14 protein-coding genes are annotated in these 19,043 nt (G+C 49.7%); 10 read left to right on the forward strand and 4 right to left on the reverse strand.

Translation table 11 applies throughout. The features are described from left to right. Positions 1-79: 79 nt before the first annotated feature. Positions 80-688 (reverse strand): hypothetical protein, encoded by a 609-nt coding sequence (locus JWJ90_RS10260; protein WP_205227133.1) that lies wholly within the window; start codon positions 686-688, stop codon positions 80-82. 337 nt (positions 689-1,025) lie between these two features. On the opposite strand from JWJ90_RS10260, the gene JWJ90_RS10265 reads away from it, so the two are divergent. Continuing rightward, on the forward strand, positions 1,026-4,181 hold the full coding sequence (locus JWJ90_RS10265; RefSeq protein WP_205227134.1) for an ankyrin repeat domain-containing protein: 3,156 nt from the start codon (positions 1,026-1,028) through the stop codon (positions 4,179-4,181). 159 nt (positions 4,182-4,340) lie between these two features. Here JWJ90_RS10265 and JWJ90_RS10270 read toward each other — a convergent pair whose 3' ends face one another. Beyond that, a complete protein-coding gene (locus tag JWJ90_RS10270) occupies positions 4,341-4,796 on the reverse strand; it encodes a DUF2721 domain-containing protein (RefSeq protein WP_205227135.1) in 456 nt (151 codons plus the stop codon). Positions 4,797-5,122: 326 nt separating this feature from the next. Further along, positions 5,123-6,088, reverse strand: coding sequence for an aldo/keto reductase (locus JWJ90_RS10275; protein ID WP_205227136.1), 966 nt, complete (start codon positions 6,086-6,088; stop codon positions 5,123-5,125). Positions 6,089-6,604: 516 nt separating this feature from the next. Here JWJ90_RS10275 and JWJ90_RS10280 point away from each other — a divergent pair. From JWJ90_RS10280 to JWJ90_RS10295, 4 genes are all read left to right on the forward strand, one after another. Further along, positions 6,605-7,009, forward strand: coding sequence for a helix-hairpin-helix domain-containing protein (locus JWJ90_RS10280; RefSeq protein ID WP_205227137.1), 405 nt, complete (start codon positions 6,605-6,607; stop codon positions 7,007-7,009). Between the two features lie 463 nt (positions 7,010-7,472). After that, a complete protein-coding gene (locus JWJ90_RS10285) occupies positions 7,473-8,666 on the forward strand; it encodes a hypothetical protein (RefSeq protein ID WP_205227138.1) in 1,194 nt (397 codons plus the stop codon). A gap of 20 nt (positions 8,667-8,686) precedes the next feature. Then, entirely contained in the window at positions 8,687-9,685 is a 999-nt protein-coding gene (locus JWJ90_RS10290; protein ID WP_205227139.1) for an acetylxylan esterase, read from the forward strand. A 134-nt stretch (positions 9,686-9,819) separates the two neighbouring features. Beyond that, complete coding sequence (locus JWJ90_RS10295) at positions 9,820-10,548, forward strand: esterase family protein (RefSeq protein WP_205227140.1); 729 nt, start codon at positions 9,820-9,822, stop codon at positions 10,546-10,548. Between the two features lie 91 nt (positions 10,549-10,639). Here the strand turns inward: JWJ90_RS10295 and JWJ90_RS10300 are convergent, their stop codons facing one another. Continuing rightward, complete coding sequence (locus JWJ90_RS10300) at positions 10,640-13,213, reverse strand: phytase (protein ID WP_205227141.1); 2,574 nt, start codon at positions 13,211-13,213, stop codon at positions 10,640-10,642. A gap of 692 nt (positions 13,214-13,905) precedes the next feature. Between JWJ90_RS10300 and pstS (JWJ90_RS10305) the strand changes: the two genes are divergently transcribed. The 5 genes from pstS (JWJ90_RS10305) (at position 13,906) to pstS (JWJ90_RS10325) (ending at position 19,005) form a co-directional block, all read left to right on the forward strand. Continuing rightward, complete coding sequence (gene pstS, locus JWJ90_RS10305) at positions 13,906-14,931, forward strand: phosphate ABC transporter substrate-binding protein PstS (RefSeq protein WP_205227142.1); 1,026 nt, start codon at positions 13,906-13,908, stop codon at positions 14,929-14,931. Between the two features lie 80 nt (positions 14,932-15,011). Further along, positions 15,012-15,983 carry a phosphate ABC transporter permease subunit PstC gene (gene pstC, locus JWJ90_RS10310; RefSeq protein ID WP_205227143.1) on the forward strand — a complete coding sequence of 324 codons (972 nt, stop codon included), beginning with the start codon at positions 15,012-15,014 and terminating at the stop codon, positions 15,981-15,983. Beyond that, the gene (gene pstA, locus JWJ90_RS10315; RefSeq protein WP_205227144.1) at positions 15,980-16,867 is read left to right on the forward strand and encodes a phosphate ABC transporter permease PstA; all 888 of its coding nucleotides are present in this window, start codon (positions 15,980-15,982) and stop codon (positions 16,865-16,867) included. The genes pstC and pstA overlap by 4 nt, the downstream gene beginning before the upstream one ends. A gap of 29 nt (positions 16,868-16,896) precedes the next feature. Beyond that, positions 16,897-17,724 carry a phosphate ABC transporter ATP-binding protein PstB gene (pstB, locus tag JWJ90_RS10320; protein ID WP_205227145.1) on the forward strand — a complete coding sequence of 276 codons (828 nt, stop codon included), beginning with the start codon at positions 16,897-16,899 and terminating at the stop codon, positions 17,722-17,724. 225 nt (positions 17,725-17,949) lie between these two features. After that, a complete protein-coding gene (gene pstS / locus JWJ90_RS10325; protein WP_205227146.1) occupies positions 17,950-19,005 on the forward strand; it encodes a phosphate ABC transporter substrate-binding protein PstS in 1,056 nt (351 codons plus the stop codon). The last annotated feature ends 38 nt before the right edge of the window (positions 19,006-19,043 follow it).

Here is a 19,043-nt window from a genome sequence, read left to right on the forward strand (position 1 = left end):
ACAAAAGAAGCGGCCTGAAAAAAATCAGCCCCTCCCCCCGCGGGGGGAGGGGCTGAGCGGCACCACCGGAGCTATGGAGTTAGCCTAAAGACATAAAGTGGTGGTCCAAAAAGAGGGACCACTTCTCTAAAGATGGATTAAGCATCTGAGTCAGTGCCAACCGTATTTGTGGGGTTGATGGCATGGTCACGCTCTCAAACTCGGGGATCTTGTCGTCGCATACGGACTGGAAGACTGAGGGTAATCTTTCTTTTTGATCGCAGACAATTTCCCTGAAAATATTGGACGTTAAGCCGATAGAGATAAGCAAAAAATTTTGTTCAACAGGAACGTCAAATTGCCACTGGTAACCGTTTTTTGCGAGAATGAAACCATTATTGTCCTGACGAAATGGAACATCCTTTCCAATGCCGTTCACCTTATGCCGTTCAAAACCAGACAGACAAAAGTTGAAACCGAAGCACTCCATATTGTTTTGGGCATATAGTTTAGTTGGATGTTTAAAGCGGCGCCTTTGAATACTTAAGGTTATTCCGGAGCGAAATTTTATCATTTGAATGGAACCCTGGCCGAAAATATCCGACATCACCCAGTTGATGGCGTCTTTGTGAAAAACGGTTGAGCTGAACAAGGTGTCCCCATCAATTCCTTCTTGCCATCTTCCCACCTGCTTGAAATCATGTTCCATTTATTTATCTCAGATGCGGCTAACTTTATCGTTTCTGATTCTGTATTGTCATTCAATAAACCCTTAAGAAAGAAGAAGTAGCTAAATTAATTAGGATAAACTAATGACAGGTTTTTGTTCAGTTTGTCAACGTTTTTTCTGGTAATTAAACAAGTTGGTAAGACTTGACGTAATCAAAGAAAAGTAGACAATCCATTAAGCTGCTTTTCATAGGAAATATATGGTGTTATGGAAGGTGTTGAAAGCGCTGCCGGGCAGCAAGCAATGGACGCGGGGCGTAAGTACATTCGCCCGTATCAGGTGGTAAAAAATATTAAAAATCGCTGCTGGAGACGGCATGATGGAAAAAAAGCGCAAAAGTGGGAAGATTTCGATGCGGAATATTCTGATCGGGCTTCTGGTTGGGGTGATAATGTTTGGAGCTGGCTATGTTGTTGTCGATCGCCAGCACCTGACCGATATTCTGGCAGGCTCGGCGCTTGCCAGAGAAGACTTCAAACAGGCGGAGATATGGCTTCGTCTTGGAGGACATCCGGATCGCTTTAACCTTAACCGACTGCTGGAGGCAGCGGTATCTAAGAACGCCTCCCGGCAGGTGGAGAACTACCTGCAAGCAGGCGCCGACCCGAATTATCTGGGGGCCGGTAACCTACCGATGGTGTACCTTGCCGCCCGGGCAGGTTTCGATGACATTGTGGCACGACTGGCGGCATCCGGCGCCGATATGGACTTTCATCCCCGGCAGCGGCGTAATCCTCTGCTGTGGATCGCAAGCAAGGCAAATGACAAGCAGGCTTTTCAACTGCTGCTGGAACATGGCAGCGATCCGAACGTGATCACCGATTACGGGTACCCGATCGCCTTTATCTGCTACCGGAAAAAGCAGTACGATTGGTTCGATTTGCTGGTAGAGCACGGCGCAGATCTTTCTTACGTTTCTCCAAGCAGGCGCACACTGCTCGATTACGCATTATTGGCCAAGCACAAGCCATCTATTGATCTGCTGAGCAGCAAGGGCGTGCCCGTTCTGCGGACATCCGCCCCCGGAACCAGACTCATCGAGATGGTAAAACACGATGCTGCTCCCGCCGTGAAGGAAAGGCTTCGTGCTGGTGATAATCCGTATATACCCAATAAGTACGAAGCCAATGCCCTGGAAACAGCCATCTTCTCTGAAGCGGTTCTTTCCGCCCGAACCCTGCTTGAAGCTGGCGTCGATCCCAACATCCCTTTTGGCAAACCGTTGCGGGAGGCAGTGGACAGCAGCAATCAGACGCTGGTTCGGATGTTGCTCGAAAAGGGGGCAAAACCGGATGCCCGTGAGGAACGGGGCTATAGGACAGCTCTTCACGATGCTGCCTGCAAGTCACTTCCCATGGTCAAAATGCTTGTTGCACACGGTGCTGATATCAATGCGACCTGCCGGTTCCAAGAGCGGACCCCGCTCTGGTTCGCTATAAACTGCGGAAATGCCGAAATAGCGGCCTTCCTGGAATCCAAGGGAGCCCACTACTCTGTGGACGACGGCTGGTATAGTTCGGCCACCGACTTTGAAAAAGCGGCGGTCGAGGGGGATATCACAGCGCTGAAACAAATGGTGAACCAGGGGCAGGATATCAATGAACGGGATGCCTTCGGTGATACGGCGCTTCACTTTGCGGCCGCCGCCGGGCAATTGGATGCCATGCGCTGGCTTATCAAGCACGGGGGGCTTCCCATGTTTCGTGGGTTCGAGAGAAAGACTCCACTCTTCTGGGCCGCCCAGCATGGTCAGCTTGAGGCATGTCGGTTTCTTCTGAATAATGGATGCCGAGTCACCGACAAGACCAATTACGGAGAAAATCCTTTACATGCTGCTGCACGGGGCAATCAGGCCGAAGTGGTAAAGTTCCTCCTGAAAAGGGGGGCGGATGTAAATGCCAATGGCCGCCGGGCCACGCCGCTGATGATCGCCGCTCGACGGAACGCCGGTGAGGCGGCGCGGGCACTGATCGAGGGCGGCGCCGACATTAACAACCAGGGTAGTTTCGGCCGGACGGCAATGCACTCTGCCGTGAGTTACGATAGTCCGCAGGTGGTCCAGGTGCTACTTGATCACCACGCCGATATTCATACCCAGGACAATCGGGACGTTACTCCAATCGAACTAGCTAAGACGGAACGGGATTCGTTGCTGGGAAGCAAGGCATATCGTCTCATAATGAAGGCCGCCGGAACACCGTTTGATCCCAGTTTTGATTGCGGCCGGGCCGCGTCCTCCATTGAGCAACTGATCTGCGCCGACCGGGAACTATCCAACCTGGATGTTGAGCTGAATCATTACTTTCAACTGCTCGTCACCTCCCTCGAACCCGACAAGGCGAAGCCTTTCCGGGAACAGCAGCGAGAGTGGCTTACGGAAGGCCGCGAATCGTGCGTTTTTTCCAAGTTACACTATCCAGAGGATAACGCTTTTTATAAGGCTGTCAAATGCCTTCGTCCGGTCTACCAGGAGCGGATCCAGGAGGTTAGGCGTCTTACCAACCGCTATCGGTTTACCGGAAAGGAGGGGGGAACTACAGAGGCCGAGGCTGGGGCCATGGCTGGGACCGACACCGCACGGGTGAAAACCTGGGGAGATTACGCCGGGAAGCGAAACCAGGCAGGGCAAAATCGCTTCCATGCTTTTTACTACAACACCAATGATCCGATGCATCCGATCGCAGACGAGATGGTCGATCGGATCGGAGTGAACTACTTTTTCAAGGAATTTCATGGAATACATGCGGACCACTTTGGCGCTTACTGGGCTGGCAATTTCGAGTTTTCCACACCACGCCGGATGCTTTTTCAGGTGACAAGCACACCGGCGCGCATGAAAATCCTCGTGGATGGCGCGGTTGTGTTCACGACTGACAAGGTACACAAGGCGGAAATTCAACACTGGTTTCCCCAGGGAAACCACCTGGTCGAAATCGAATACGTCAACAAGTGGCACATTGCGGACCTGTTGGTTCGGTTTGCTGAAGAAGAGCCCGAGTATTCCGAGTCCGATGTCCGCCTTCTGCTCACCGAGGCGATGACAGACAAGCCCCACCTGTGGTATGCAGCAGCGCACGGAAGCGACCAGGCGGATCACGCCGTCCGGGTAACGACCACGGCCACGGACAGACCTGTGGTCTTGATGCTGCGATCAAGTCGAGCGGTTAGATGGGAGATTCCAAATACGGAGCAGAATCGGATACTGGCAGTATTTTATGCCTCTAATGATCCGGGCAGCAGCGTGCTGGTGCCTGCAGGAAGCTCGGTCAAGGTGTACCATGTGAAACCAAAGGTGATTCCTTATGTCGGTAACCTTCCCATGGGGTGGTGGGAAGGGGTTGAAAACCTTTCCGACAGCATGTTTTTTACGATCGATCCGCGGCGGTTCGATGGGTACACCGGCAGCGATGGACGAACCAACGCCATTCTTGTTCCCATGATGTCGAAAGACATAGACAACAAAGCAGATTGAAACGGTGTGGCAGACAACACAGAAAGAGAGCCCACGTAGGCAGGGAGAACCAAGGCAAACACTTGTATGCCCTCATCTATCCCTAAGCATGTTCATAAAAACGAAATCTTTTCGTTTTGGTTTCGTACCCAAGGGGAAAAAATCTGTTGCAAAGGTGTTTCAGGCCTTCGCGATACTGTTTTGCTGCACCTCAGTCTCTATCTTCAGTGCCGATAAGGAAACGTTGATATCCGCCAGGAAGTAAATCAGGCCAGCAATGAGCGAGAGCATACAGCATATAAAGAGAATAATGATAAAGATGCTGGCCTCAAAGCTGACCAGCTCACTGAGAAAGAGGGCGATGATCAGCAGGCTGTCCAAGAGTAGGCTCAGGGTTACAAAAGCAATGGCCATGCGTAGGAGATACGCCCTCCGCATCATGATCGTCAGTTGTTTTTCAACATGTACGATAAAGGTGCCTGATGCTGCATGAGCTGATTCCGCAAGAATTCTGGAGCGGTCGATAATCCGGCCAAAACGGTTGGTCATGGAGAGCAGGAGCAGGCCAACACCGGAGATGACGATTACCGGGCCGATGGCCAACTGCAGCATAGGGACAATTTGTTCAAGTTGCATGGTTCTACCTTTTACCTTTAGTGGGGTGCAAAAACAGAAAAAGAGGAAGGGGCGAATGCAAGGCCTCTTCCTCTTTGAAAATTACTATAATTACAGACAATCCGACCTGGTGAGTCTGCTCAAAATCTGATTATGGATCCTAGCGGGGGCTACGATGTCCAACAATAAGCCCCTGTCCTTTCTGGTCAATGCTCAATAATGCATTTGAAAGAGAAAAATCACTTCAGCAATCAGGGAAAAAATAACGTTGGGGGCAGGGGAGAGCCCTGTTGCCATCGGCTAGAGAGGAGTGATTCTCCCATTTCACAGGTCATTTCTTTTAAGATTTACACACCTGCTTCTTCAAGGTTGCTCACATTATCCAGCAGTTCCATATCCTCCATGTCCAGTTTCAGCTCCGGCGCCTTGATGAGCGACGTAAGCTGCTCAGTGGTCCGAGCGCTGACAATCGGGGCGGTTACCAGTGGTTTGGCCAGTAACCAGGCCAGAGAGACTGTTGTCGGTGTTGTGCTGTGCTTTGCGGCTACTTTGTCAAGGGCCGTAAGGATAGCCTTTCCTCGCGCATCAAAATATTTTTTGATGCCCTCGCCACGTGTGGTCTTGCCAAAATCAGCCTCAGTTCTGTACTTCCCTGTAAGGAAACCAGATTCCAGAGAAAAGTAGGTAAACACGGAGAAGTTATACTGCTCAACCAGAGGGGCGTAGTCCTGTTCAAAGGTTTTCCGGTTGATCAGATTGTAATACGGCTGCAGAGCTACATAGCGCGGCAGATTGTTTTTCTCAGCAAGTTCCATGGATTTTTGTATTCGTGGAGGTGAGACGTTTGAGGCTGCAATATAACGTACCTTCCCAGCCTTTATGATCTGGTCATAGGCAGCCAGCGTTTCTTCGATTGGCGTTTTTTCATCGTCAAAATGGGTGTAATACAGGTCGATATAGTCGGTTTGTAAACGTTTAAGACTTGCATCAACCGATTTTAAAATATGGGAACGGCTGAGGTCATAAGGATGTTCGGCCGTATGTGAACCCACCTTAGTTGCGATAACAACCTGATCCCTATTTTTTCGAGTGTTGAGCCACGTGCCGATGATGGTTTCGGATTGGCCACCAGTGCCATTGACCCACCAGGAATAGGTATCAGCTGTATCAATGAAATTAAACCCTGCAGCAGTAAACGCATCGAGGATTGCAAATGATTGCTGTTCATCCAACGTCCAGCCAAATACATTCCCACCAAAGTTGATCGGCGCTACTTGTAGTTCAGTGTTGTTAATTGTTACTTTTGTTCGCATAATGTTATCCTGTGGAATCGAGCTGATTATTTATTGTGCTCGCTATATGAGAAAAATAGTTAGCTGCGAAATTTAAAATGACTCATCTTGTTTATTGAGAATGAGACACCTATTTTTTAATGATCGCTTTAAACAGCAACGATAGTTATTGAACGCTTATGAATTTCATAATAATGACGAACTGCTGTTAATCAAGGAGGCTAAAACTTCGTGTGTCCTCAACATAGAATTCCCAAGGTCCCCCTTTTATATTGTTTTACCTGGTATCCAGTATGGTGTCGTAAAAAGGGGGCTGGAAAACAGTCGGGCACCGAACTCAAAGTCTTGTCAAAGAGAGAGGAGTTGCAAAAAATATCGTAAAATTATAGGATTAATTCAATGTATCCAAGTATCTCTTTTCTTTGGAGGGATGTGGGGAACCCTGCAAAAGTGCAAGAGAAGGAGTCAATGAGGGGGTCTCTTTGGCTTAAGCGCTGGTGAAGGTGAAACCGCAATTATATTTTTTGGAGGTGTTGTATGGCGATTACTCTCTCTGCAATACAGGGCATTGGCCCTCATACCGCAGATGTATTGGCAGAACATGGTTATTCAAAGGTTGAGGAGCTGGCCGCTGCCCAGGAAAGTGATCTGGTGGTTATTTCTGGATTTGGGCCCGTGCGCGCCAATCTTGTTATCAATGCCGCGAAATCTTTGCTGGAGGAAGAGCAAGCTCGCCTGAAAGAGGAACAAGATGGAGTAGCTTCAACTGACTCTGCTTCTGAGATACTATCTCCGTCGTCTGCTTTGGCAGTATCTGATGAAGAACCTTCAAAGAAGAAAAAAAAATCAAAAAAGAAAAAGGGAAATCCAGACAAAGAGAAGAAACCAAAAAAATCTCCGAAGAAAGGGAAAAAGGACAAGAAAGGAAAAAAGAAAAAGTAACCCCTCCTGGAGGGGGGCGAGAAGTTGAACCTGATGGTTGACAGTTGCGCCTTCCCCTCCAAAAAAACTAGGTGAACGGTCTTCGGTAACGTCATTTCAGTGCGTTATGATGTACAGTCCATCTCTTCTTCAGCTTCTCAGTCTATTGAGATTCTTCGATTAGGCCACCGAGAGGGCGCTGAGTCCTATCCCTCACACACAAGGCAGGTCGCGCCCCCCTGTTAGCTCTGTTATGAAGGTGTTAAATTCTCGTTGTTTTCTGGTGTGCTCCATTCAAGGGAATGAAAATTTATTGTACATTGAGCCTGCGTTTTAACAGCATTTGATAATGAATTGAGGAGCAGAGGGGCAACGAATCTGCAGAGTTATCGACCTGACTTCACAGGTGTACGCTGATAAGCGAAATTCGGCATAGTCCCTTAACTTGTCATGATAAAAACGAATCTAGGCAAGTGGAGTATATATGAGCTCATCCTATCCTCGATCGATTCTCACCCCGCATCGTCCTCTCCCTTTAGATATCCCTGCAGGCGTTGCGCCTACAGAATTTTTCAACAGCCCATGTAACCTGCGGCATCTGACGCGAGAAAACGGTTTGTTGCGCTCAGATGAAGGCTTTTTGCTCTATAGGAAGGCCATCGGCCATTCCAATCTTTTCGATACATCGATAATATTTGACACCTCCTCCAAGGTTCTGGATCCCATGGGGCGTCCAGTTCGGCGAGACCAGTTGTCCCGTGAGGAAAGCTTAACCTTCAGTCGAATGACCAATGTTGTTTTTCAGTACATGTTGGAGCGGTACCCAGACCCCAAAGAACACCTGGTCTTTTGTGGCGAGGCAAGCCTTGATGCAACCTGGCCGATTAATAAGCCGGGAGTGCCGAGCATTCGCATGATTCATAATCATTTCATGGTGTTTGAGCAGGCATTGCTTGCCAAATCAGCCCCTGCCTCAAAGGATGATCCTAATTTGACCGACGGCGGCCAGAATGGATTATTTTTGAGTTATTTAAGTGAGGTGTATCTGCGGTTTTTTGATGTTCTTGATCTCAAAGTTCTTCGCCCAGTTTCTTCTGACGCGTGCAAGCTGATATTAACCGGATATCCTCAGGGGCTTCCGAGTTGGGAAGTTGTGGGTGGGGCGGAGCAGCTTGCAAAGGGACAATTTTGGAAAGAATACGACATGGTGCTTCGTGGATTTCTGGAATTCTATCACACTTTTTTCACTCTTGTGGCCTCGGGGGATACCAAAATACCTGCTACTGCAGTCTATGCGGATCAGATCGAAGATATCTTACTGTACAGTGATCAATTTCATCAGGCTGCACGGATTCTGCGCCTGCAGATTATTGAAGATCCCATGATCGCCAATGAAATTCGATGGCAGCCTGCTTATAAACAGCTTTTGTACCGCGATGATGCAGGACGGCTCATTGTGACGATCAGCCAGAATTCTGTAGGTAACGCCATCACCGAGCTGCTGGGTATTGTCGTGCAGCGTGTTGCCGATGAGTCCGCGTATGCACAAATCGAAGAAAGGCTTGTTACCCAGTTGCTTGAACTGCGCACCAGACTCGTTACCTATGGACTCGGTGAGGCCATTGCCACACCTTCCTGGCCAAGTGGCTCTTTTGTCCCCCCGCAAAAACAACATTGATTGGTAGGGGGTATTCTTTGGTGGCAAGACAAGAGAAAAAAAGAGGTGGAAACGGTAGTTCAGGCAGTGCCGCATCGCCCTATGGGTTTGACCCCACCCACGGCTATGATCTGCAACAACTGCTTCAAGTGACCGCTCCTCAAGGACCTGAGGATTTTCAAGCATTCTGGCAAAAAAAATATGCTGCGGCCCTCAAGGTACAGACTGTGCCGGTTTTGAAAGATACCGGCGGTAATTTTAAAGGCTGGCGGGTTTTTGATCTGGCATACACCTCAACAGATGTTTTTCCCATAGGGGGCTGGCTGCTGCTCCCCGAGGGGGGGGAGCCGCGCAGGGGTTTTATCATAACGCATGGGTACGGTAATCGAGAGCAGCCAGATTACCACCTCCAATTTCAAGATGCCGCCATTCTTTTTCCCTGTCTGCGTGGTCTTGGTCGAAGCCAGCGGCAACCGATCTCCAATGAGGTTAAGTGGCATGTACTCCATGATATTGACAAGCCTGAGCAATACATTCTCAGGGGCTGTGTGGAAGATGTGTGGACAGGTGTCAGTGCCTTGCTGCGCCTTTTTCCTTATCTTTCGGGGCATGTCGGCTACCTCGGACAGAGTTTTGGTGGCGGGATTGGTGCATTGGCTCTGGCCTGGGAAAAACGTATTGCGCGGGCTCATCTCTCCGTGCCCACCTTTGGAAACCATCCTCTCCGCTTAACCCTGCCCAATATTGGCAGTGGGGCCAGTCTTCAGGACTATTACCAGGAGCAGGGCAAGTCCATTTTTACGACCCTGCAATATTACGACGCCGCAACGGCAGCCCGGTTCATTCATATACCGGTGCACTGTGCATTGGCCCTGTATGATCCCTTTGTGCCACCCCCTGGCCAGTTTGCCCTGTTTAATGCACTTCGTGGCCCCAAGGAACGTTTTATCCTCACAGCTGGGCATCATTCGTATCCGGAGCAGGAAAACGAAGAGCTGAAACTGCAAACAGAGGTGGAGCGTTTTTTCAGGAATTTATAACCTGAATCCGTGAGCATTCATCGGGGGCGTCAGGTGAAGTTGAACAACAAATGAATTAATTTAAAAATCCTTGTCCCATTAATTGGATAGGCTGTTCCGTGACCACTCGCCGTCACGGATTCAGGTATAAGGCCATGCAGAAACAGTATCATAAATGGCACAGTTGGCGCCTTGACCGGGAGGTTGAACTCTTGGTGATTGGACATGCAGGGGCTAAGGTGCTTGTTTTTCCAACAAGGGACGGGAATTTTCAGGAGTATGAACGGTTACGCATGCCTGAATCCCTGCAGCAGAAGATTGATGGCGGAGAACTCCAGCTTTTTTGTGTGGATTACCTTGCAGGTGAAACGTTCTATTGTTGGTGGGCCCATCCTGCTGGTCGATTACACCGGCACTGGCAGTTTGAAGAGTATGTGCTGCACGAGGTCTTTCCCCTCATGGAGATGATCAACAACAGTGAACGCGTCATTGCCCATGGCTGCAGCCTGGGCGCCTTTTTGGCCGCAAACCTTGCCTTTCGCCATCCTCACCTGTTTCAAAAGCTTGTCACCTTTTCCGGTCGCTATGACTTGACGCTTTCTGTGGAATGTTTCACCAACCTGTTGGATGGCTACTACGATGAAAATGTCTATTTTCACATGCCCACCCATTTTCTTCCCAATGTGCAGTGCTCCACACTCTTGTCGCATCTGCGACGGATGGAAATAGTGTTGGTGATCGGTAAGCACGATCCCTTTAAGGCAAATAACGAAGCATTAAGCCATATTTTGCATCAAAAAAAGGTGCCCCACACGCTGCATTACTGGGAAGAGCGTGCTCATAGCGGCTATTACTGGCGACGTATGGCACCGATCTATCTCTGAGAAATTCTTGATATTTACTTGTTTAACGAGAATGCTCCCGTCGTGGAGGCATACCCCCCTGTGGCATTATCTGCCCAAGGGGGGCTCTCAATTATCTTCTGTTCACTGGATTTCTCGGGTCATAATCTGAGCTGAAATCAAGATCTCCAAGGCCTGCGGCTATATCATCCCAGCGCAGCCACTTAAAGTTGGTTCCCACATCATCGGGATCCTCGTTGGTATCGGTTCCATCCTGGGCGATAAACGCTCCGTAAAGGAAGTTCTCGCTCAGTGCGATGTTGGTGACATCGATGGAGTCGGTGTGCTGGGTACCATCAATGCCCTCCATGTCATCGACAATGGCAAAGGAGGTCAGATAGTTGTTGGCCGTACCGACAGGAGTTCGATCGAAAACAGCGTAGGTTTGGTTTCCCTGACTGGAAAGGAAAACATAACCGGCACCGTTATCACCGTAATAGATGGTCATGCCCTCGAGATCGGCAACCAGATTGTTTTCTCCCTCCTCGGCGATCATATCACCATCACCCAGTTGCACTACGCTGCCAGTTGACGTTGGTTCAGCATCAATGGCGTAGAGGCCGACTCCTTCCTGGGCGATGTAGGCTTTGCCATATTCCTGATCCACCACAATGCCTTCAGCATGTTCGTCATCATCGCCGCCTTCAAGGGTGATGGTTCTCACCTTTTCCCAGCCGATGGTATCGTTGCTTCGTGCGACCAATTCAAACTGGGCCACATTCCAGGTGTCGTTTTGGGTGGCAAAGGCGTAAACCGTTCCGTCAACCGGGCTCTTGTACACACCTTCTCCGTAGGCAGTATCTTTGCCAAGTTCCTCTGCCACAAAAAGCTGATCGCTTGCGTAATCGGTAATGTCCGAAATATAGGGGGGCGTAGCCTGAATTGCATAAATGGCAAACTTGTTATTGTTCCGATCGGTGAACAGAGCAATATCAACACTTGTACCATTCAAATCAAAATCGTAAATGATATCGACATTGTTATAACGGTTATTGCCAGGCAGAGCGTCGGTCAGTGTATTGCCCTGGGCGTCATAGATTGAGTACCCTGCATTTTTCTGCGTGCCGATGACGAGGCTTTCGTTGACGTTATCAGGATTGATCCAGATTGCAATATCATCGGCATCAGGATCTGGCATGGTTGAACGGGTGGTCTCCAGAACCGGGGCGACTATGCGAGAGGTCTCCGCGGCAATATTGATCGCAGCCGGAGTGACGAATCCCCATTCCGGGCTGTTTTTGGACTGGACACTGTCGTATTCATACTCGTTTGTCAGGGAACCGTAGGTCCATACGCCCAGTGAGGCCATGCGGTTATCCTTATAACGGCTTGCAGCCTGAATGGCATAACTCGTGTTGTCCGCTACAATATCAGAATAGAGGGTGGTACCCCAGCCAAAGTTATCCAGGACAACGGCTCCATCATTGAGATCAAGAACGCCATCGTTATCGTTATCCAGATCATCACCACTGGCAATAACTGTCTGCGGGGAATAGATAAGCAAGTAGGCTGCATCATCGGAATTCAAGCTGCTTAGATCGGCCTCAACGCTGGTGGCCGCAGATCCGGTGGCCAACTCGTAACTACTGTCTTTGATGCAGGTAATGCCAGCCTCCTTAGCCGCGTTACCGCTGAGGTCTATGCTCAGGTTGGCGGTTCCCTCGTTATTGTCGATAACCACCAGGTAGATGTCCTCAAGGCTCTGGGAAGGATTTGAGTAGAGTTCAACGTATTTATTACCGGTATTGACAATTTCATTAAGCAGGACAAAGGGCGCTTTTAAAAAATTGTGCGTCCCCGGGGTCAACTTGGCGTTGGGCGGTAAGTTGGCGCTGGCTTCAAGCGTATCGTAGCGCAGCTCGGCTGCCATCTCTTTATCACTTTTTTCGGGTTCTTCGTAAATGTCACCGTTGGCCCAGGCGTCCACAGAATTCGCGTTCAGGTCGTCATAGAAGCGGGTCGCAGCATCCGGATCACTGGCCGACTGCGATAAAACGGCATCGCTGTAGACATAGCCCTCGTCACCATTGAGGGAGCCAACGCTGTCGATGATGGTTGCATCACGGGGCAGATCAAGCACACCATCGTTATTCACATCGAGGTCATCGTTGATGCTGATTTTTGCCCGTGTTTGGATCAGGGCGTAGGTCACCGCATCGTGTTCAAGTAAGCCGTCTTCATGGGCATCATCATCAATGTAGGTCTTAATAAGTGGTTCATTAATGACGGTGGTCTCAGAGCTGACGACCTCATTATACTCGTCCGCATTTTTGACAATGATCAGCCCATTGGTTCCGATCTTTTTTCCTGTCAGGTTCAGGGCATAGTCGACGTTTCCTTCTTCCCCCTCATCGCCATCGATAACCACGAGATATGTGTTTTGAATGACTTTTTTAGCTGTCCCCCGTAATTCAATATATTGCAAGGCATGGATATCTTCAGGAATGTTTGCTTTGAACTCATTGATAATAAGAGATTTTTTGTGGACTTTTTTGTGCTTTTTTTTGAAGTGATGCCTGTGTATTGCATGGTTGTGATTGTGCGTATGCCCCCATCTGTTCATCGCTTTCTCCTTTGCAAAAGCGATCGGGCTGGAGAGCAATATGCCGGCAATAACTGCTGCTGAGGTAATAAATAAGTGACGCATTCCTGGCGAACCTCCTGGATTGTTCTGCTGTATTGGGTGGTGTACCCTACGATCTTTCATGATGGAAGGGTGTCTTGAATAATTAGATTTTTCAATCAAGGTCAAGGCATGCAAAAAAATTTACCGCAGGCATATACATGATATCGGAGTCTTCGCTTACCTCCGAGGATAAAATTTTTCGCATAACGCAGAGATTGGCAGAAAAAGCAATTATTCAAGATTCCCGAAGTGATGAAGAGCATGTTCCTTCATGAAGGGAGCCTTCTATAGGCCGGCTTTGCTTACCGGCTTTGTGTTAGAAGTCTATGTGGATTGGATAAAAGCTCTATTTGAATTGTTGCTGCCTCATTTTTTTGGTGCAATGGGGGCTTCTTCATGCAGGAAACTAGAGGGGGCAGGTGCAAAGAAAGGAAGGCTTGCAGAGCGGATCTTTTTTCGATAGAGTTTGTCGTCTTTCTCAGGTGGAGTATTTCTCCAAAATTTCCCTCCATGTTTGCTGGCTTGTCTGACCTTCATTCTCTATGAGTGTCGTTTCTATCAGCATGTCTCTGTTGAGTCCTTTTTTAGTTTTTGAATAATATTTATAAACTGAAATTTCACATGACTTGAACCCATCCTTAAACAGTGGGGCCTATACTTTTCGCCATCATTTTTATCGACCTTCTATTCACACTTACAACAAGGAGTAGACAATGAAGTTGGCGAAAACAGTGCGTTCACTGGTTCTGTGTTCAATGTGTAGTTTCTTTGCGGTGTCAGCCATGGCTGCAACCACCGTCGTTGGCTCTGGTGCCAGCTTTCCCGCTCCCATCTACACAACCTGGTTTAAGCAGTTCAGTCGTGCTAACAAAGGTGTGCAGATCAACTACCAGGCCAAAGGTTCTGGCGCCGGAATTCGTGATTTTATCGATCACACCGTTGATTTTGCTGCCAGTGATGCTGCCATGACCGAGAAGCAGATCGCCAAGGTTCCTGAAGGCGTTCAGTTGCTGCCCATGACCGCCGGTGAGATTGTTTTGGCGTACAACCTGAAAGGAGTCAAAGACCTGCAACTGAGCCGTGAGGCCTACACCGGTATATTCCTGGGGAAAATTAAAAAATGGAACGATCCGGTTTTGGTGAAAGCCAATCCCGGAGTAACAATGCCTGATGAGGAAATCACCGTGGTTTCCCGCGCTGACAGTTCCGGAACCAGCTATGTCTTTACCCAGCATCTTGCCGCCATCTCACCGGAATTTGCCAAGAATCCAGGCTATGGGAAGACCGTCAACTGGCCCTCGGCTATTAAAATGGTGAAGGCGCCGAAAAATGATGGTGTAACCGCAACCATCAAACAGACCCCTGGCGCGATTGGGTATATTGAGTACGGCTATGCCAAGATGACCAAACAGCCCATGGCAAAACTGGAAAATAAGGCGGGCAAATTTGTTGCTCCCGGTCTTGAAGGTGGGCAGGCAGCGCTGGCCAACGCCAAACTGCCGGAGAATATGATCGCCTGGATTACTGATCCCGCGGGTGATCAATCCTACCCGATCGCCACCTATACCTGGATGATGTTCTACAAGAAGTACAGTGATCCTGCAAAAGCAGAGATCCTGCGTAACATGGTTGCCTACTGTCTGGACCATGGTCAAAAAATTGCCGACAAGATCGGATATATCCCGCTGCCTGCCAATGTCGTTGAGAAGGTTCGCGCTGCTTCTGCCAATATTCAGTAATCAGCTCTCTTCCTTCCCCTCATAACCATGTCACTATCCAGGAGGTACTTCTGGATAGTGACGTATAAGGAGCATCGACAATGGCTCATCCTACGACGACTCTTCCCCAGGAGGCTGCCTCTCTGTCCCAGCCTCCTTCAAAGATGGACATCATCTTCAATAAATCCTTTCGCTCGCTGACCTACGCCTTTACCTGGGCTATGGTTCTTTTGCTTGCCGCGATTGTCATTAAAATCGGAATCAAGGCTATACCAGCCATAGAACGGCACGGACTTGCATTTCTCACTACCACCACCTGGGATGTCAACAGTCAACATTTCGGTATATTGCCCGAAATCTGGGGGACTCTTTATAGTTCGCTCTTGGCCCTGATACTTGGAGGCTTTTTCGGTATCACCATCGCTATCTTTCTCACCCAGGATTTTCTTCCCCATCGGGTAGAGGTGGTGCTGAAGTCCATTATCGAGTTGCTTGCCGCTATTCCAAGTGTTGTCTACGGCCTCTGGGGTATTTTTGTGCTGATCCCCTTAATCCGGCCACTGGCTGATTTCCTGCATACCCATTTGGGGTGGCTGCCCTGGTTCTCCACCAGTCTGAGCGGCCCAGGTATGTTTCCGGCGGCACTGGTCCTCTCTATCATGATTTTGCCGACTATCGCGGCTATTTCCCAGGATGCCTTTCGCGCCATCCCCCACAAAACCAAAGAGGCTGCCTTTGGCATGGGGACCACCCGTTGGGAAGCAATCCTCAAGGTTATGCTGCCCGCTGCCTCGGGTGGTATTTTTGGTGCCCTGGTGCTGGGGCTAGGACGCGCACTGGGGGAAACCATGGCTCTGGCCATGCTGGTGGGAAACTCCAATCAGATTAGCCTTTCTGTGTTTGCCCCGGCCAACACGCTTGCCTCCCTGCTTGCCCTCAACTTCCCTGAAGCTGCCGAGTATGAGGTTTCCGTGCTCATGTATGCGGCCTGTATTCTCCTGCTCATTACTCTGCTGGTCAATATCGCCGGTACCGCCATTATCGCCATGACCGGATCAGGAGCGAAAAAATGAAACACGCCCAAACTGCTGAGAACGAGTTTCACCTGCCCCGTCTTGAACGACAACCGTTCGAGCCCCGGGCACTCAAGTCGATCGTGCTGAGTTCAATTACGGTTGCCGCTGCCATTACAGCCTGCATCCCTTTGTTTTCAGTTCTGATTATGCTGCTGTACCGTGGAGGCAAACGGCTATCGCTGGAAGTCTTTTATCAGTTGCCGCCCACGGCCTTTGAGACTGGTGGTGGTTTTGGAAACGCTATCGTCGGCACCCTGTTTATGGTCGGTATTGCCGCTTTGATCTCTGTTCCGTTCGGTATCCTTGCCGCCATCTTTTTAGCCGAGCTGGGGCCGGACAGTAAGGTAGCCATAACAGCCAGGTTTTGCGCCAAGATCATGACCGGACTGCCTTCCATTCTAGCCGGTGTTTTTGCCTACGCGGCCGTGGTGGTGGTGTTCAAGACCTATTCAGCCTGGGCTGGTGGCATTGCCCTGTCTTTATTGATGATTCCCGTGGTTCTGCTCACTGCTGAAGAGGCGATCAAGATGGTGCCACGGGCGATGAAGGAGGCTGCTGTAGGGATTGGCTGTACTCCTGCGCAGGCCATGGTCAAAGTCATCTTACCCGTTGCTTTACCGGGCATCATCACCGGCGTTGTTCTGGCGGTTGCACGTGCTGCCGGTGAGACGGCACCGCTGCTGTTTACCGCACTCTTCAGCGATTACTGGCTGAAAGCACAGGAGCCCACAGCCTCCCTGGCCGTGCTCATCTATAACTACTCAGGTATGCCGTTTGAAAATCAGATTGAGTTGGCCTGGGCTGCTTCCCTGGTTTTGGTGTTGATGGTCTTTCTCCTCAATATCATCAGCCGTACCCTTGGTGGCCGCAAAAAAATTTAATGCGCTTTTAAAGGAGTGAAACAATGTTGATGAAATCAACTCAAAGGGAAGAAAAAGCAGCCACGCAGACCAACGATACTCCGGCTGAGGTTGTGCTCGACTGTCATGCAGAGCAGATTTTTTATGGAGATTTTCTCGCTGTCCGTGACAGCAAGGTGCCGATTCAAAAAAATAAAATTACCGGATTTATCGGACCTTCAGGCTGCGGCAAAAGCACGGTTTTAAAAAGTATCAATCGCATGAACGACCTGGTCCGAACTTTTCGTTTTGAAGGCAAGGTCCAGTTTCACGGGATTGATATTTATGACAAAAAAGTCGATCCGGTCTCTGTTCGCCGCAATATCGGTATGGTGTTTCAGCAACCCAATCCCTTTTCCATGTCCATTTATGAAAATGTGGCCTTTGGACTTCGTTTGAATCGTTTTCGGGGCAACATGGATGAAAAGGTAGAAAAGGCGCTTCGTGGTGCAGCGCTTTGGGATGAGGTAAAAAATAAATTAAAAAACAATGGATTGTCGCTTTCAGGCGGTCAGCAGCAGCGGTTGTGCATTGCCCGGGCAATTGCCACCGAGCCACAGGTCCTTCTTATGGATGAGCCCTGTTCCGCTCTGGACCCTATCGCCACCCGTCAGGTCGAGGAGTTGATGATCCAGCTCAAACAACGCTTCACCGTGGCCATCGTCACCCACAACATGCAACAGGCCCAGCGCGTGGCTGATCAGACTGCTTTTTTTGCCGTCGATATCTCCCAAGGCGGACGTACCGGATATCTGGTGGAGATGGGGCCGACTTCAGAGTTGTTCAATAATCCCAAGGAACAGCTGACCAAAGATTATCTTCACGGGGAATTCTCCTGATTTTTTTTATTGCACAGACTCCCCCGCATTTTTCTTCTCCTGATGTCACGAAAAGACCGACCAGAACAGGGAAAGTGCGGGTTCTTGATGGATGATTTTGCCTGCGTACCGGTATTGTCTTCCGGAGCACCTTACAAAGTAAAACGTGTTGAATGTTGAAAATGTGACGCTGCCAAGAGAACCTTTGAGTTGGCCTGAGTCCACCACCAACGGAGCCGTATTCCCATGAGAACAAAAACGTTGTGTCTCTCATTGATCACTTTTCTTCTTTTTGCTTCCAGCTCGCAATCGGCACTGGCAACTCAAGGGAGTCACCTACGCAAAAAAGCCGATGTTCTCGGTGCCGGAGCAACCTTTCCAGCGCCTCTGTATAAACGTTGGCTTAAGCAGTTTGCACAAAGATCTCCCGGGTTTACCCTCGACTATGATGCAGTGGGCAGTGGCGAGGGAACACGTCGTTTCCTGGCTGACCAAGTTGATTTTGGCGCCAGTGATGCCGCTTTGAGTGATGAGCAGATGGCCCAGGTGCAGAGGGGAGTGCAGCTCATTCCCGCCACTGCCGGCATTATCGTCCTGGCCTACAATATCCCAGACCTTGAAGGCCAACTGCGGTTGAGCCGGGAGGTGTACACGGATATTTTTCTTGGTAAAATAAGATATTGGAACGATCCGCGTATCCAAATGATCAATCCCTCCCTCACCTTGCCTGCCATGAGCATCGTCACCGTCACGCGCAGTGACTCCTCGGGAACGACCTGGGCCTTTACCAATCATCTTAACGCAATCACTGCTCTGTGGCATGAGGCTGGGTATGGGGTTCAAAAGAAGGTTGATTGGCCGGGTTTTTCCATGGCAGCCAACTATAATGAGGGCGTGGCCACCAAGATTTCCCATTCCTGGGGTACCATAGGCTACATGGAATACGGTGTAGCGAAAAAAGCGGGCTTGCGGATGGCCGCTTTAGAGAACAGGGCAGGGCGCTACATTACTCCCCAGGATTCAAGCGGAACGATTACCCTGAGCAATAATGCAAAAGCGTTACCCTCTAATCTGCGCCTTTTTTTGCCGGATCCTGCCGGTCCCGACTCGTATCCCATAACAACCTATAGCTGGTTGTTGCTTTATAAGCACTACGCAGAGCCGCTGCAGGCGGGCAGGGTTAAACAGTTTGTTCGTTGGGGGCTGACTGAGGGACAAAAAGTTTCCGCTGAGTATGGGTATGCCCCCCTGCCGCAACAGATCATCAAAGCCTCACTTCGTGCTTTGGATGGTGTACGTTGAAGCCATCCCCGCTCAGGCAGGCGTGGCAGTATTGCTCG

Origin of the sequence: Desulfobulbus rhabdoformis (genome assembly GCF_016919065.1) — a bacterium.
In the GTDB taxonomy this organism is placed as follows: Bacteria; Desulfobacterota; Desulfobulbia; order Desulfobulbales; family Desulfobulbaceae; genus Desulfobulbus; species Desulfobulbus rhabdoformis.